This window comes from Bifidobacterium bifidum ATCC 29521 = JCM 1255 = DSM 20456 (genome assembly GCF_001025135.1).
Lineage (GTDB): Bacteria > Actinomycetota > Actinomycetes > Actinomycetales > Bifidobacteriaceae > Bifidobacterium > Bifidobacterium bifidum.
Window position 1 is genome coordinate 1,736,873 of sequence record NZ_AP012323.1, and the last position, 15,210, is coordinate 1,752,082.

A 15,210-nucleotide genomic window follows, 5' to 3' on the forward strand; every position below is an offset into this window, starting at 1 on the left:
AAATTACGTGATCCGTATATTCCGAAATCCTCATCATCGTCGGCGGACACTATCAGCACGGCATCCTACTCGATTCATAGGCTGCCGTTTTCATTTATCAATGCTCTCACGAAGGGAGCGTAAGACATTTAGCGGCCACATCGAGGTAGGGGGCTGGCCATGCTGATCGGCTCCTCGTTGGTCTGCATGACGCGCGGGAGGACGGTATGCCGTGGCGGTGCGAATGGCGCATCGTCCGACGGGCTGGCGCACGGTGTTTGTGTCGCCGACGTTGCTGATGTTGCCGGGGGTAATATTGATGATGGCGTTGCCGGCGCGTGTTCGGGCGAATCCGACGTCTGGCACAAGACCGTCATCTGCTGGCTCGTCCTGGTCGCATACCTGTACATCCAATGCGAGAACTATGCGTTCGCCGCCTCGAAGGCGAGGCGCGAGCGCTGATTCCTCGCGGGCCGACGCATCGACGCGCCCCGAGATGGACCAAAATCCAGAATAACCGACATTCGCCGCTGTTCCGTCTTTCGCCCAAGGCGTATATCTACCCGTATCTTGAGGTGCATCATGTATTGTCGCGGCTAACTAACCGGCGAAACGCGGCATGTTTCGCATTTTGGGCGAAAAGCCCAAGGCCCACAGGAGGTATTGATGACGTTCGTTGCACGGTCGGTGCGCTATGTTCTCAGAAAACGAGTGCGAACCATAGTGCTCCTCATAGTATTGACCATCATAACAGCGAGCATGCTATCCACGATCGCGGTTTCTCGAGCAGCTCAACAGGCCGCCGGACGAATCGAGAAGGAAGCGGTCGGCGGATTCGTGCTGGCCAGCAATCTGCAGGGCAGCATGCTCACGCCTCGCGGAGGCGGCATGGTGCGTCCCGCCGACGTGCGCAGGATCGCCCAACTGCCCGGGGTCGATTCGTATATGGTCCGTCAGAACGCCACCGCCGACCTCGTGGGGGCGAATGTGGCGAAGGTCCCCGGCGGCGATGATTACGATGCGACCAAGGAGCAGCAGTTCGGCAACGCCGCCAACGTCATAGGCACGAATGATTCGTCGAAACTCAACGTGTTCACGTCGCGCACGCTCGGCATGGCCGAAGGACGGCATCTGAAGGCCTCCGACAAGTACACGTCGATGATCCATGAGGATCTCGCCAAAGCCAACGGGCTCAAAGTCGGAGACACGCTCACGCTCAAGGCCAACGCCTACGACGCCGACAACGAATCACATTCGACGGCGACCGTCAAGACCACCATCGTGGGCATATTCAAGGGCGACAGCGCCAGAAAGGTATCCAGCCGAGCGGAACTGACCGCCAACACCATCTACACCGATCTGGATACCACACGCGATCTGTACCAGTACAAGGACGGCAAGGAAATATACCAGGACGCCACCTTCGTGCTGTCCAAGGGCGTTGACGTGGAGAAGACCATGGACGCCGCAAAGAAACTCCCGGTGGATTGGAACAACTATCAGATCACGCGCAACGACCAGTATTCATCGAGCATGCTGCATGCCGCCCGCGGCGTGCGCTCCATGATGCGCGGCGCCCTGATCGGCGTGACCGTCTCGGCCGTGCTCGTGCTCAGTCTCATGCTGCTGCTGTGGATGAACGACCGCCGTCAGGAGATGGGCATACTGGTGTCCCTTGGCGTCGGCAAGCCCTCCCTGGTCGCCCAATACCTCACCGAGATGGTGCTGATCGGTCTGCCGTCCCTTGCCCTCGGCTGGCTGTGCGCGCAGGGAATGGCCCAATGGCTCGGCACCACGGCGCTCCATTCCGTGAACGCCTCCGCGGCGAAGGAGCTGAGCAGCATGGGACAGGTCGGCGGCGACCTTGAATCCAGCATGTCGGTGCGCACCCTGGATTCGCTCACGGTGTCGGTCGACGGGACCGCCATGCTGTACGTGGCGCTCGGATTGTTGGCGGTGATGCTGGTGTGCGTCGCGGTGGCGTGCATACCGATGCTGCGCAAATCGCCGCGAGACCTGTCGGAGATTCGATGATGAGCATGAATGTGTGGAAGCGTGCCACGTTGGCGATCGTACGCAAGCCGGTACGCAGCGGCATCATCGGTCTGCTGATGCTGATGGTCTTCACGAGCCTGGTGGCGCAGGTCGGAGTCTCGACGGCCCTGCGTACCATGTCCGACAGCATCGGCGCGGGCATGGGCATAGGGTTTACCGTCAGCGCCGGCGAGAATCCCATCAGCGCCGAGGAGGCGAGCCGGTTCTCGCGTATCCCCGGTGTGACGAAGACCGCCTATGCGACGAAGACCTTGGCGCAGGTGGATGGCGCGCGCCCGGTCATGCCCCGGCAGGGCCCCCGATTGGACTCCGATCTGGCCATGCAGGTCAGCGTGCTGGGCACCACCGATTCCTCATTGTCCGAGGAATTCCAGAGCGGCCTGTACCGTCTGGAGCAGGGCCGCCATATCTCGGGCGACGGCGACAATGTGCTGGTCCACCGCGACTTCGCGCTGCAGAACGGCCTATCGGTCGGCTCGACATTCCGTCTCCGGCAGGAGGGGCGCAACGCCACGGTGCGTGTGGCCGGGATCTTCTCCGGCAACGTGCAGGCCCAAAGCCCCTTGCCCTCGGACACTTCCGAGAACCTCATCTATTCGGGTAGGCGAGTGACCTCCGCTCTGACCGGAAACGACCAGATCGGCATGATCCGATGCCTGTCGGATAATCCGCAGGACCTGTCCGCGGCGGTCAGTCAGGCCAAGACCATGGCCGGCGGCAAGTACGACGTCACCGACGATTCGGCCCGGCTCTCCGGCGTCCTGCAATCCGTGCAGACGGTGCGTGATCTGGTGCGCATGGTGCTGCTGTCCGTCTGCCTCGCGGACGTACTGGTGCTGGCGATGGCGCTGGTCTTCTGGATTCGCTCACGCATCCATGAGATAGGCACGCTTCTGGCCCTCGGCATCGGCAAGATGCGGATCGTCGCACAACTCGCCATCGAAACCGGACTCATGGCGGTGGTCGCCGCCCTGTGTTCGCTGGGCACCGGCGCCATGCTGTCGGGATACGTGTCTTCCCGACTGTTGCGCGATTCGGGCGTCGCGCCGTTGGAATCGTTGCACGTGGAGGCCTTGCCGCCTGAGCAGACGCTGCTCATCCTGCTGCTCGGATGCGCGGTCATCGCCGTGGCCCTTGCCGTGTCATGCGCCGCCGTGCTGTCCAAATCCCCGAAATCCATTCTTTCCTCTATGCGTTAGGAGTCACCAATTATGTCTAACTGTCTGCAACTGGACCATGTCGATTACGCCTACGGCGCGGCGAAGATCCTTGTTCTTTCGGATGTCAGCGCGGATTTCGAATCCGGGAAGATGTATGCGATCACCGGCCCGTCCGGCGCCGGCAAGAGCACGCTGCTGTCGCTGCTGGCCGGCCTGGACGCCCCCTCCCGGGGAGTGGTCCGCTTCGAAGGGGAGGACATCGCCACATCGGGCTATGCGAAGCACCGTCGAGAGCACGTGTCCCTGGTGTTCCAGGACCATAACCTGATCGACTACCTCACCCCCGAAGAGAACCTGCGGCTGGTCAGCACCAAGGCCGATATGAAGATCCTCGAGGAACTGGGTTTGAGCCGTGAGGAATCCAAGCGCAACATCATGCACCTGTCGGGCGGCCAGCGTCAACGGGTGGCGGTCGGCCGCGCGCTGGTCGCCCCGGGCCGCGCGATCCTCGCGGACGAGCCGACGGGCAGCCTCGACCCGAAGATGACCGACGAGGTGATTCATCTGCTGCAGCACGCCGCCCATCAGCTCGGCAAATGCGTGATCGTGGTGACGCATTCCAAGCGCGTCGCCGACTCCGCCGATGTCGTGCTGCGTCTCAGGAGCAAGAAACTGGCCCGGGTGTGACCCACCTGGGCCGGGCGGCACCCATACACCGCTTCGGCATTTCGGCACCCCGCACCCCGGCACCCCGGCGACCCACTCGCGTTGCCGGGGTGCCGTATTCGTTCTGCGACATAATGTCGTGATAATGGAACCATGCCAGTGATGAATGATGAAGTGCCCGGCGAGGGCGATTTCGACGCGGGGCGTCGACGTGGCGAGTTCGACGATATCACTTGGCGGATTCTAGCGGTGGTTGCAACACCTGGTGTTTTTTTTGGTGTTGCAACCACCGCTAGAATCCGCCTTTCTGGTGTTCCCCGAATCCAGGCAACCACCCAAGCTCGTCGAATACTTCGGCAAGGTGCTCCCCCTATGCCATGACCGGCCTGCTGGTGGTATATGCGCTACGCAACACGCCGATCCTGACCGGTTCGCACGGCATTCCGGAACTCATCGCCTGTGCCGTCATCACATTGCTGCATCTGTGGAAGCGCAACATACTGCTTTCGACCGCCGGCGTCACCGCGGTGTATATGCTGCTGATACAGCTGGTGTTCTAGGAGCATGCCTGGCGGCGAGTCCCGTCAAGGATGGATGAGGAACCCGCCGCCCAACCTGCCGCAGAACCGTCACTCGAACGGATACTTCAGCCCCCACTTCGCCCGCAGCTCGTCCATGAGCTCGACGATGCGCAGCGAATCGGCGTGCGGCATCTCGGCGCACTCCTCGCGCCCGTCGAGAATCGCGTTCGCCGCGGCGGCGACCTGATACTCGTAACCGGTCAGCTGCGCCGGCACATCGTAATGCTCCGCCACGGCATGGTCGGCGCCGTATACGTCGATCGCTTCGATGTTGTTGATGTTGCGGCACACCACGTACCCCTTGTCGCCCCAAATGCAGCCCGCACGGTCGGAGCAGGCGAGCATCGACGACGTGGACACCGCCATCACGCCATTGGCGTAATACAGCGTGGTCGAGTTCTGCGCGTCCACGCCGGTCGGGGCGTATGGCGTCATCGACGTCTCGACGCGCTCGACCGGCACCTCGCCGTGGCCGCCCATCACCATGTCGATGAAATTGAGCGGGTACACGCCGACGTCGAGCAGCGCCCCTCCAGCCATCGCGGGATCGCTCATACGCGCCTTGCCCGACACCGGATAGCACAGGTTCGCCGAAATCGACCGCAGCTCGCCGATCGCGCCGGAGGCCACGATCCGGTCGACGATGGCCCGCGACGGCATGTAGCGCGTCCAGATAGCCTCCGTGCACAGCAGACCGCTGCCGTCGGCCGCATCGAGCAGCGCACGGGCCTGCGCGGCGTTCGCGGTGAACGACTTTTCGACCAGGATGTTCTTGCCGGCCTTCAGGCAGGCGATGCCCTGCTCGGCGTGCAGGCTGTGCGGCGTGGCGATATACACCAGATCCACGTCCGGGTCGGCCAGCAGCTCGTCATACGAGCCATACGACACCGGGAACCCGTATTCGGCCGCGAACGCCGCGGCCCTGCCCCCGTCACGCGCGGCGACCGCATACGGCGCTACCAGACCGGCATACCGCGGGTCCGCCGCCATCGCCACCAGTGTTCGCGCCATCGAATGCGCGATGCGCCCGGCGCCCAGAATCGCCACGTTGATGCGCAACCCCTGCGCTTCGGCCTCGGCACGTCTGCCGTTCAGTCTGCTCATCATTCCTCCTCGAACGTTCCGATACATGTTCCGATGGAATACGCGGGTATCCCCGCGAAACCGGCTGTCAATGCACCAGAATAATCCGGTGAACGATATCCGCCCGGCTCGCCGCGGCGCAATCCGGCGAATATGACGCGACGCGCCCGGCAGTCATGCCAAGGCGCGTCGCGTTTCATCGCATCTCGTCGCGTGCCGCCACGCTCCGGCGGCCGGCCGCATGCCGTCATCCGATCTGCCGTTCCACCCAATCGACGATGTACGGCGCGACCTCCTGAATCTGGCCGATGGCCACCTGGAACTCGTGGGGCCCGCCATACCAGGGATCCACCAGGTCGATGGAGTCCTCGCGGCCGGCCGCCGGCTTGGGCAGGTTCGGGTCGAAACTGCGGTACATGTGCACTTCGGCGCGCTTGGAGGACGGCAGCTGCCGCAGCAGTGCGCGCATATGCGAGGCCGTCATCGGCAGGAACAGGTCGGTTTCCTTGATCTCCTCGCGCGTGACGCGATGGGCGAAATGATGCGTGGGGATCTCATACCCGTCGGCCCGCAGCACGCGCACGGCGCGCGGGTCGATAGGATGGCCGTACTCCTCGTCGCTCACGCCGCTGGACAGGACGCGCACGCGGTCCTCCCCTATCCCACGCGACTCGAATTCGGCGCGAAGGATGATCTCCGCCATGGGCGAGCGGCAGATGTTGCCCGTGCACACGGTCATCACGGTGTATGGGTGCTGCTGTGTCATGATGGCTCCTGATGGTTTCCGATGGGCGCCTGTGCGTAAGGCGCCCGGTGAACTTGCGCGCGCGGCGATTCAGCCGATCTTGCGATAGGTGACGAAGCGGTACCGCTTGATTCCGCTGTCGTCCTTCTGCGTTCTCTTCCAATGGCCGGGGTCGGCGACCTCCCACAGGCCGGCGTCGACCAGAGCATCCATATCGGGCGCATACGTGTCTGCGTCCACTGAGGTCTGGATCTTCGTCACGAACGCCTTGCTGGCGAAAGGCAGCGCCTCCTGGAAGACCTGCGCTCCACCGATCACCCAGATCTCGCTGCGGTCAAGCCCGTCGTCGGGAATGGCCTCCTGCCGCGCGATGTCGAGCGCCGCATCCAGATCGGTGACGACCGTGGCGCCCAGCGCCAGATACTGGGGATTGTGCGATACCACGATGTTGTCACGATTGGGCAGCGGGCGGTACTTCACGTTCAGTGACTCCCATGTCCTGCGTCCCATGATCACCGGGTGAGAGACGGTGAGCTCCTTGAAACGTTTCATATCCTCCGGCAGATGCCAAGGCATGCCGCCGTCGAACCCGATGGCACCGGGACGGCCGTCTTTGTCGTCAGCTTCGGCCCAAATCAGGTTCACTGAAAACGTCTTGGGAAAGTCATCACCCCAATCATCGGCTTTCTCCTGCCCGGCGAACCCGGGCTCCGGTTCGTGATAGCCGTTGCGGCTACTATCATGCTCCATTTCATTCACTCCTTGAATCGGACTGGGACAATAGTGTAATGGTCGGTTCAGACCGCGACCGGCGCCTTGATGGTGGGATGGTGCCGGTAGTCGACGATCGTAAAATCCTCGTACTGGTAGTCGAACAGCGAATCGGCCTTGCGGATCTCGATCTTCGGATACGGGTACGGCTCGCGCGACAGCTGCTCCAGCACCTGATCGACGTGGTTGTCGTAGACGTGGCAGTCGCCGCCGGTCCAGACGAATTCGCCCGGTTCCAAGCCGGTCTGCTGCGCGATCATCATTGTCAGCAGCGAATACGAAGCGATGTTGAACGGCACCCCGATGAACATGTCGCACGAACGCTGGTACAGCTGGCAGCTGAGCCGCCCGTCGGCCACGTAGAACTGGAACAGGGCGTGGCAGGGCGGCAGCGCCATGTTCTCGACCTCGGCCGGGTTCCATGCGCTGACCACCATGCGACGGGAGTCGGGGTGGTTGCGGATCAGGTCGAGGACATTGCCGATCTGGTCGATGGTGCGATTCGGGTCTTCGGGAGTCGGCGCGGGCCAGCTGCGCCACTGCACACCGTACACGGGACCGAGGTCGCCATTCTCGTCCGCCCAGTCATCCCAGATGTGCACGTTGTGCTCCTGCAGCCAGCGCACGTTGCTGCTGCCCTTGAGGAACCACAGCAGCTCGTATGCCAGTCCCTTGAAGAACACGGTCTTGGTGGTGAGCAGCGGGAATCCTTCTGACAGGTCGAAACGCATCTGCTGCCCGAACAGGGATATCGTTCCCGTGCCGGTGCGATCGGACTTGAGCGTGCCTTCGAGCATGATCCGGCGCACCAAATCCTCGTACGGCGTGGGGACGTCACTGTGAGGACGGGCGGGGATACGGGTGCGGATATCTGCGAGTTGTTCCGGTGTCAAAGCCATGCCACCCAGTGTAACGACAGCGGCTAACAGCCCGACGCGAGTGGCGGAGACGACGGACGGCAACGTGCGATGGATGCGGTAGCGTCACGCTGTGCGGGTACCGTCACTGTGTGCGCCCTCGCACACAGTGACGGTACCACAAACCCCAGTGTTTCCAGCGGTTTCCAAGAAACCGTCACGCCACGAACCCGCACAGCGTGACGGTACCCGCACAGCGTGACGCCGAAACATGGCATGCACAGGCGATTTCGGAGATGAAACGCCGGACGAGACGGGGGTAGACACCCCAAACCAGACCCAGATCAGACCAAAGTACCCATCGAGCAGACGTGCTCGGGCCGGAGGGGCGTCCAGCCGAACGCGTATCACGACCCATGGCGAACGATTGTGGTCTACATTAGAGGTATGTGTGACGCGGCAGGCGCGTCATGACGACTACACGAGGAGATACGCATGGGCAAGCGACTTTGGGTCGAGCGCAACAAGGATGGTTCATGGGATGCGTTCAGCGATGACGGCGCTCACATCAAGTTCGGCAAGGGCCGCGGAGTGTTCACCCCCGGAGACCTGATGAAGATCGCGCTGGCGGGCTGTGCCGCGCTGTCCAGCCAGTTCGCCATCGAGCACACACTCGGTGACGGCAAGGGCGCGAAGATCGTCGTGGACGGCACATATGACGCCGACAGCGATGCCTACATCAACTTCAACGAGCAGGTCGTAGTGGATGCCACTGACGCGAAGCTGAGCGAAGAGGATGCGGACAAGCTCAAGGAGCGTGTCACGCGCCACATCGAAAAGGGCTGCACCGTCAAGCACACCTATGTGCAGGAGACGCCGGTGCGCATGGACGTGACGGTTCGCCACTGAGGCATCGCGGAGCTCCTCCCCTGTCATATAACGGCACGGGGGAGTTCATGCTACCGCGTCCGGCACGAGCGCCGGCACAACAACATCATGGCCCCGCCGGGCATCGAGTCCGGCGGGGCCACTGCATGCATCAGAGCCGAATCAGGCCTTGTGCTCGGGGTCGATGGCCGAATCGATCTGCTCGACGACCTCCGGCTGCGCGGCCGGCACCGGCAGCTCCTCGACACCGCCGATGGACTCCAAGGGCTTCGGCTCGACATCGGCCGGCGAGCTCGGAACCGTGTCAAGACGGGATTCCGCGGCTTCGACGTACTTGCGGGGTACGACATACACCGGGCCGACGGCGTGCTGGATCAGTCCCTGGCTGGTGGAGCCCAGCAGCAGGCCGGTGAACCCGCCGCGGCCGCGGGAGCCGACGACGACCACGTCATGGTCATAGCTGGCCTTGGTCAGCGCCTGCACGGCGTTGCCCGGCACCACGGTGCGGGTGATCTTCAGATCGGGGTAGGACTCCTCGATCGGCTTGATGCGTACCTCAAGATCCTCCATGAAGGATTCCATCACGGCCTTGTCGCCGTCCGAGCCCTGCACCTTCGGCGCGGCGGAGATCACGTCGAGTTCGGCACCCCACATGTTGGCGAACGAGGCGGCGATGTCCAGCGCCTTCAGACCCCACTTCGACTCGTCGGAGCCAACCGCCACCTTGGTGATCGTGTTGTTCAGGTGCATCAGGTTGCCGTCGTCGTCGGTATAGGGCACGACGACGATCGGGCAGTACGCGTACGCGGGCAGCGACGAGCTGGTGGTGCCGAGCAGGCGCTCGGCCAGTCCGCCCTTGCCTCGATTGCCGATGACGATGAGATTATAGTTGCGCGACAGCTCGACGAACACGGACGCCGGGTCACCGGTGACGATCAGCGTCGCCGCCTCGACGCCCTGCTCGTCGGCGATGGCCTTGGCCTTGGAAAGAATCTCCTGTGCGTCGCTGTGCGCCGCGTTGTCATCACCCATCGCGGTGTACGTGGCGTCGAACGACACTGCGGCGTAGCTGGGCAGCGAATACGCGCATACGATCTGCAGCATCAATCCCGCATGCTTGGCAAAATTGGCGGCCCACCACGTGGCCTTGTAACTGGCATGAGAACCGTCCACCCCAACCAGAATCGCCTTCTCGTTGATCATGGCAACCTCCTTAAGGTAACACCGATGCAGCGGCGCATCGGGTCATAGTTCCTAGAATACCGCGTACGCGTCAGGATGCGGGATGAACATCAGTCATTTTGCCGATTGAGAACAATGCCACATTCCTGGCGTCGGTGTGTCATAACGCGCGGCAGCGCAGCGGAAGCGGGCACGGCATCGTCGCCGCATCACCTGTCGAAAAAGCACGACAGCGCCCCAATGGAGGCGCTGTGCAGTGCGAAATATCGTTCGAAGACTCTTCGACCCGAAGCAACCGGCTTAGATGATTCGGTAATACTCGAAGGAAGCGTATACGGGCACGATGGACACGCTCTTGCCGGGGCGCGGCGCGTGAATCATCAGACCGTTGCCGACGTAGATGCCCACATGGCCGGATCTCCACATCAGGTCGCCCGGCTGGGGATCGCTGACCTTCGTGCCGTGAGCCTGAGCCCACGCACGCTGCTGATAGTCGATACGCGGCAGGCTGATGCCGAACTTGGAGTACACGTACTGCGTGAAGCCCGAGCAGTCGAATCCCGACGGCGTGGTGCCGCCGTACACATAGGGCACGCCCTGGAACTGGGAGGCGTAGGCGACCACGCCGGCGCCATTGGCGCTGACCGGGGCATTGACCGCACCGTCATTGGAGACGGACGACGAGCTGGTGCTGCTGGTCGCGGCCGATGCGCGGGAACGGCTGACCTCCGCCGCCTGCAGGCGAGCGGCTTCGGCGGCGGCCTTCTCGGCGGCCTTGCGCTCCTCTTCGGCCTTCTTGGCCTCTTCCTCGGCCTTTTTCTCGGCCGTGGACTTGGTTTCGGGCACGTTCAGGGATTCCACACCGCCCCAGCTTTCGCTGTCATCGGAGCTGACCGATACGGTCTCCTTGAGCAGATCCTTACGCGCGGTGTTCATCTTCGGGAACGAGCGAGAAGAGGTAATCGCCTTCCTGCTCGCATTATCGGAACCGGCCAAGGCGACAGGCACCGATACCGTGAACAACGCCACCGCAGCTGCTGCGGCGGTGATAGTCGAAATAATCTTCTTGCAAATCATCATCGAGGCATGATTGTAGCACACAGGCATGCATCTTCGCCTGAAAACATTCACGATAGGAAATCACGCCATATCGGCGACATCACGGGAAAACCGGCAATCTTCACACGACCGGCGCGACACTCCCGGGAGAATAATAGAGATGAATCTCACTGACGGGGACCGAAGACCCGCCGAAAATCAGTAGTGGATGTACTGGAAGTCGTTCACGTTGGAAAGGGTGCGGGATACCGGCTTGCCGTTCAGCGAAGCGCCGCACTCCGAGATGGTGACCGTGCCGTCAGCGTTGATGCTCTCCACGATGGCGACATGGCCATACACGGAACTCGCGCCTTCCTGGCCCGCGCGGAACACCATGACGTCGCCCTTGTGGCGAGGCGTGTTGTCCACCCAGTAGCCGTGCGCACGAGCGGAGTTCGCCCAGTCCTGACCATTGCCGAAATATGATCCGACGGGCAGGCCGAGCTGATGGCGACGCAGGTATGCCCACCACGTGCACTGGCTGAACGCATAGGCGAGACCGCTGTCGCCCGTGGCATGGTTCGGGCTGAATCCTTCGGGCAGCTTGCCGGCATCCTGGTCGACCAGCACCGCGACCTGCGGGTTGTTCGCCAGGGAGCGGGACAGCTGGCTCACGTCAATGGCGGAGTTCTTGTCGTTCAGCTCCCAGTTGCCGTTATTGGTGGTCTGCACGGATTTGGCGTCGGCGATCGTGTTGCTCGTCTTCGCGTCGGCCGCGCCGCTCGTGGCCGCGGCTGCGGTCTGGTCGGAGGCGATGGGGCCGAGCTCGGTACGGGATTCGGAACGCGAGACCGTCGAACCGGTCACGCGGGCCAGCTGAGTGGTCGTCGTGGCGGGATCGTCGGCCAGCAGACGAGAGTTGGACGACTGCTGGATATTGGAAAAGGCCAAGGCGGTGGCCGCAGTGCCGACCAGAGCCGCAAGGGATGCGGATGACATCATGTACGACTTGCGCTGCGCGGCCTTCGCGGTCTCGCGGATGGCCCGGCGGGTCATCGGGGCGACCTCGTTCAGCTTGGCTGCAAGAACAGGGTCGATGGCGAGCGCCACGGCATCGCCGTTGGCCGCCCGCACGGCACGCACGGCCCTGGCCGTGTGGGAACCCCGGGAGGAGCGGAATAACGCCGAAGGGCTGGTGCGCTGAACGGAACCCTTATTGGCCTTATGCGCAGCATGCCTCATACTTTTTGCTCCTTTAATACCATCGCGATGCGGCCTTCCGAAGACGCCGCACGTTCATCACGGTTGACCAGCTTACCGCGGGGTGCGGCCATCGGCAACCCGACCGCATCCGACACATGAACGCCGATCCCCATCAATCCGCATCATTGGCTAGTGTTGAACATATGGACAATATCGTGAACATCCCGTCCTCAATGAAGCCCGAAGACGGACGATTCGGCTCCGGCCCCAGCAAGATCCGCCCCGAGCAGGTGGACGCGCTCGAACGCGGCGGCAAGACGCTCCTCGGCACCTCACACCGGCAGACGCCGGTGAAATCCCTGGTCGCCTCCATCCGTGAAGGACTCGGTTCGTTCTTCTCCCTGCCCGACGGATATGAGATCGCGCTCGGCAACGGCGGCGCGAGCGCCTTCTGGGACATCGCCTGCGCGTCGCTCATCGCCGGCAAGGCCGCATTCGGCACATACGGCTCATTCAGCACGAAGTTCGCCAAGTCGGCGCAGAGCGCGCCCTTCCTCGACGACCCCGTCATCTTCGCGGGAGAGCCGGGCACCTATCGGCTCCCCGAGCGCACCGACGGCGTGGACACCTACGCGTGGGCGCACAACGAGACCTCCACCGGCGTGTCGGCACCGGTGCGGCGCGTGGAAGGCAGCGACGAGCAGAACGCGATCGTCGTGGTCGATGGCACCAGCGCTGCCGGCGCGTTGCCGGTGGATGTCAGTCAGACCGACGCGTACTACTTCTCCCCGCAGAAGGCGTTCGGCTCCGACGGCGGCCTGTGGATCGCGGTGCTGTCGCCGCGCGCCATCGCACGTGCGCAGCAGGTCGAGGGCGAAGCCAAGCTCGAAGGCTCCCGCCGTTGGGTTCCGCCGTTCCTCTCGCTGACCTCTGCGCTCGACAACGCACGCAAGGATCAGACCCTGAACACGCCGTCGGTCGCCACGCTAATCATGCTGGAGAACCAGGTGCGCTGGCTCAACGAGAATGGCGGCATGGCCTGGTCCACGGCACGTTGCGCGCAGTCCGCCGCGCTGCTGTACGAGTGGGCGGAGCGCAGCGAATACGCCCGGCCGTTCGTCGCCGACCCGGGCTCGCGCTCCAATGCGGTCGTCACCGTCGACCTGGATGACGCGGTCAGCGCCAAACAGGTCATCGCCGCGCTGCGCGAGAACGGCATCGTAGACACGTCCGGATACCGCAAGCTCGGGCGCAACCAGCTGCGCATCGGCGTGTTCCCCTCGGTGGAGCCGTCGGACGTGGCCGCGCTCACCGCGTGCATCGATTACGTCGTCGAGCACCTGTGACGGACGCGGCAGCAAGAGCCGCCCGATCATCAAGGACTGAACGCTCGGGCGGGTGCCGGTGTATGTACCGCCACCCGCCCGATTCATCCCATGCGCTAAGGTATATAGGTATGAAATTCGCAGCCATCATCAATCCTGAAGTACGCAAGCCGGCACCGAAACCGGTGCGCGTCGACCTGCGCAAGACGTTCCTCATCGGCTGCGTGCTGTGGTCGGTCGCGCTGATCGTCAGCGCGATACTGCTCGCGTGCGGGCTGGATGTGCTGCAATTGCTCATCATGTGCGCGGCCGGACTGATCATCGGCGTCATGATGCTGGTATGGGAGCATTTCGACCGCTGGGATTACCGGCGTCTCGGCAACTGAGCCGTATCAGTCCCCCACCGGCAGCGACAGCGTGAACGTGCTGCCCTGCCCGGGAGCGCTCCACACCGTCACATCGCCGTGATGGGCGAGCGCCGCATGCTTGACGATCGCCAATCCCAGACCGATGCCGTCGGTCGTGCGCTCGTTCTGGTTGGAACCGCGGTAGAACCGTTCGAAGATACGGGGCAGATCGGCCTTCGGCACGCCCTCGCCATGATCGATGACACGCACCACGGCGTTCTTCCCGTCCGAAGACAGGGCGACGGAGACGCCGACCGCCCCGCCTGGGTGTGAATACACGATCGCATTCTCCACCATCTTGCGCACGGCCATGCGAATCTGATCGGCCTCCCCGTGAATCATCACGGGGCTCTTGCCGCCGACCCGCACCTGCACCCCGGCATCCCGCGCAGTGCCGGCAAGATCATCCACGGCCCCGGAAACCTGCGAGAACAGGTCGCAACGGTTCGCCTCCGAAGCCGTCACCGGCTCCTGAGCCTTAATCAGCATCAGCAGGTCAGAGATCATGCGGTCGAGCCGCACACAGGAATGCCGCACCTGCCGCGCGTGGTTCGACAGCTGCTCGTGGCTCACGTCCGCGCTCTCCAACGAATCGGCCAGCCGCTCCAGCGCGCGGGTCGGTTGCAGCAGCTGTTCGGAGACGTTCGATATGAACGAGTCTCGAATCTGAGCGAACCGGATCGACTCGCTGACATCGTTGATCAGCACGAGCACCAGATGGTCGCCGATGCGTCCCACCGTCACCTTCAGCCAGTTCGGCCGAGACGAGGCCTCTGCGGTCAGGCCGTCATCGGCAGCCGCGGCATCGAATCCGTTCATCGTCATGAACTGCTCCGGCGTCTGAGTCTCCAGGTCGAACGAGCACCGGGAACCGTCCTTCATCACCTTGTGCACCGCGTCAAGCAACGTAGGTTCGATCAGCGTGTCATCACGCACCAAGCCGAGTCTATAGGCCGCAGGATTGGCACGGACCACCTCGTCCTGATCGTCCACCACGACCGACGCCAGCGAGAGCATCGACAGCACCAGCTGGGTGGAGTCATCCAGATCATCGGCCGGCTCGTCATCCTCCTGACGACGGCGCGCGCCGCGACGCCGAGACTGCAACGACGGCAAGCGGTCATTGCTGCGCAGCGCGTTCATGATGACGGGCTGCAGCCGGTCCGCGATGAAAAAGCCGATTCCCGCCAATGCGGCCAGCGCCAATAGCGCGAAAACTACAAAAATCCATACCGACGGCTGAAACTGAGGCATGGTTCCATTGTCTCAC

Annotated in this window: 15 protein-coding genes and 3 pseudogenes; 9 read left to right on the forward strand and 9 right to left on the reverse strand. The window is 63.1% G+C overall.

Going from position 1 to position 15,210, the window contains the following annotated elements; translation table 11 throughout:
• Positions 1-150: 150 nt before the first annotated feature.
• The 6 genes and pseudogenes from BBBF_RS07320 to BBBF_RS10640 all read left to right on the forward strand — a co-directional run.
• Positions 151-496: pseudogene (locus BBBF_RS07320) on the forward strand (hypothetical protein); the annotation flags it as partial.
• A gap of 149 nt (positions 497-645) precedes the next feature.
• The gene (locus BBBF_RS07325) at positions 646-2,013 is read left to right on the forward strand and encodes an ABC transporter permease (RefSeq protein ID WP_003818237.1); all 1,368 of its coding nucleotides are present in this window, start codon (positions 646-648) and stop codon (positions 2,011-2,013) included.
• Complete coding sequence (locus BBBF_RS07330; protein ID WP_013363812.1) at positions 2,010-3,233, forward strand: ABC transporter permease; 1,224 nt, start codon at positions 2,010-2,012, stop codon at positions 3,231-3,233. Before BBBF_RS07325 ends, BBBF_RS07330 begins: the two co-directional genes overlap by 4 nt.
• Positions 3,234-3,245: 12 nt before the next feature.
• Positions 3,246-3,881: an ABC transporter ATP-binding protein gene (locus BBBF_RS07335; RefSeq protein WP_013390186.1), complete on the forward strand. Its 636-nt coding sequence runs from the start codon at positions 3,246-3,248 to the stop codon at positions 3,879-3,881.
• A 132-nt stretch (positions 3,882-4,013) separates the two neighbouring features.
• Positions 4,014-4,094, forward strand: a pseudogene (locus BBBF_RS09885) (DUF4916 domain-containing protein); the annotation flags it as partial.
• Between the two features lie 131 nt (positions 4,095-4,225).
• Positions 4,226-4,420 (forward strand): annotated as a pseudogene (locus tag BBBF_RS10640) (branched-chain amino acid transporter permease); the annotation flags it as partial.
• 69 nt (positions 4,421-4,489) lie between these two features.
• On the opposite strand, the gene BBBF_RS07345 reads toward BBBF_RS10640, so the two are convergent.
• From BBBF_RS07345 to BBBF_RS07360, 4 genes are all read right to left on the reverse strand, one after another.
• Entirely contained in the window at positions 4,490-5,545 is a 1,056-nt protein-coding gene (locus tag BBBF_RS07345) for a Gfo/Idh/MocA family protein (RefSeq protein WP_013363814.1), read from the reverse strand.
• Positions 5,546-5,771: 226 nt separating this feature from the next.
• The gene (locus BBBF_RS07350; protein WP_021647760.1) at positions 5,772-6,290 is read right to left on the reverse strand and encodes a low molecular weight protein-tyrosine-phosphatase; all 519 of its coding nucleotides are present in this window, start codon (positions 6,288-6,290) and stop codon (positions 5,772-5,774) included.
• Positions 6,291-6,359: 69 nt separating this feature from the next.
• Entirely contained in the window at positions 6,360-7,019 is a 660-nt protein-coding gene (locus BBBF_RS07355) for a dihydrofolate reductase (RefSeq protein ID WP_003818243.1), read from the reverse strand.
• A gap of 47 nt (positions 7,020-7,066) precedes the next feature.
• Entirely contained in the window at positions 7,067-7,939 is an 873-nt protein-coding gene (locus BBBF_RS07360; RefSeq protein WP_014760583.1) for a thymidylate synthase, read from the reverse strand.
• 453 nt (positions 7,940-8,392) lie between these two features.
• On the opposite strand from BBBF_RS07360, the gene BBBF_RS07365 reads away from it, so the two are divergent.
• Positions 8,393-8,806 carry an OsmC family protein gene (locus BBBF_RS07365; protein WP_014760584.1) on the forward strand — a complete coding sequence of 138 codons (414 nt, stop codon included), beginning with the start codon at positions 8,393-8,395 and terminating at the stop codon, positions 8,804-8,806.
• Positions 8,807-8,947: 141 nt separating this feature from the next.
• On the opposite strand, the gene BBBF_RS07370 is transcribed toward BBBF_RS07365, so the two are convergent.
• The 4 genes from BBBF_RS07370 to BBBF_RS10015 form a co-directional block, all read right to left on the reverse strand.
• Complete coding sequence (locus BBBF_RS07370; RefSeq protein ID WP_003818249.1) at positions 8,948-9,988, reverse strand: universal stress protein; 1,041 nt, start codon at positions 9,986-9,988, stop codon at positions 8,948-8,950.
• 279 nt (positions 9,989-10,267) lie between these two features.
• Positions 10,268-11,047, reverse strand: a complete 780-nt coding sequence (locus tag BBBF_RS10545) for a C40 family peptidase (RefSeq protein WP_269446876.1) — start codon at positions 11,045-11,047, stop codon at positions 10,268-10,270.
• A gap of 177 nt (positions 11,048-11,224) precedes the next feature.
• The gene (locus BBBF_RS07380; RefSeq protein ID WP_021647755.1) at positions 11,225-12,247 is read right to left on the reverse strand and encodes a CHAP domain-containing protein; all 1,023 of its coding nucleotides are present in this window, start codon (positions 12,245-12,247) and stop codon (positions 11,225-11,227) included.
• Positions 12,244-12,381 carry a hypothetical protein gene (locus BBBF_RS10015; protein WP_003822050.1) on the reverse strand — a complete coding sequence of 46 codons (138 nt, stop codon included), beginning with the start codon at positions 12,379-12,381 and terminating at the stop codon, positions 12,244-12,246. Before BBBF_RS10015 ends, BBBF_RS07380 begins: the two co-directional genes overlap by 4 nt.
• A gap of 30 nt (positions 12,382-12,411) precedes the next feature.
• Here BBBF_RS10015 and serC point away from each other — a divergent pair, with 30 nt between their 5' ends.
• Both serC and BBBF_RS07390 read left to right on the forward strand, forming a co-directional pair.
• The gene (gene serC, locus BBBF_RS07385; RefSeq protein WP_021647753.1) at positions 12,412-13,554 is read left to right on the forward strand and encodes a phosphoserine transaminase; all 1,143 of its coding nucleotides are present in this window, start codon (positions 12,412-12,414) and stop codon (positions 13,552-13,554) included.
• A 110-nt stretch (positions 13,555-13,664) separates the two neighbouring features.
• Positions 13,665-13,919: a hypothetical protein gene (locus BBBF_RS07390; RefSeq protein WP_003814675.1), complete on the forward strand. Its 255-nt coding sequence runs from the start codon at positions 13,665-13,667 to the stop codon at positions 13,917-13,919.
• Between the two features lie 6 nt (positions 13,920-13,925).
• On the opposite strand, the gene BBBF_RS07395 is transcribed toward BBBF_RS07390, so the two are convergent.
• Positions 13,926-15,194: a sensor histidine kinase gene (locus BBBF_RS07395; protein WP_021647752.1), complete on the reverse strand. Its 1,269-nt coding sequence runs from the start codon at positions 15,192-15,194 to the stop codon at positions 13,926-13,928.
• Between the last annotated feature and the right edge of the window lie 16 nt (positions 15,195-15,210).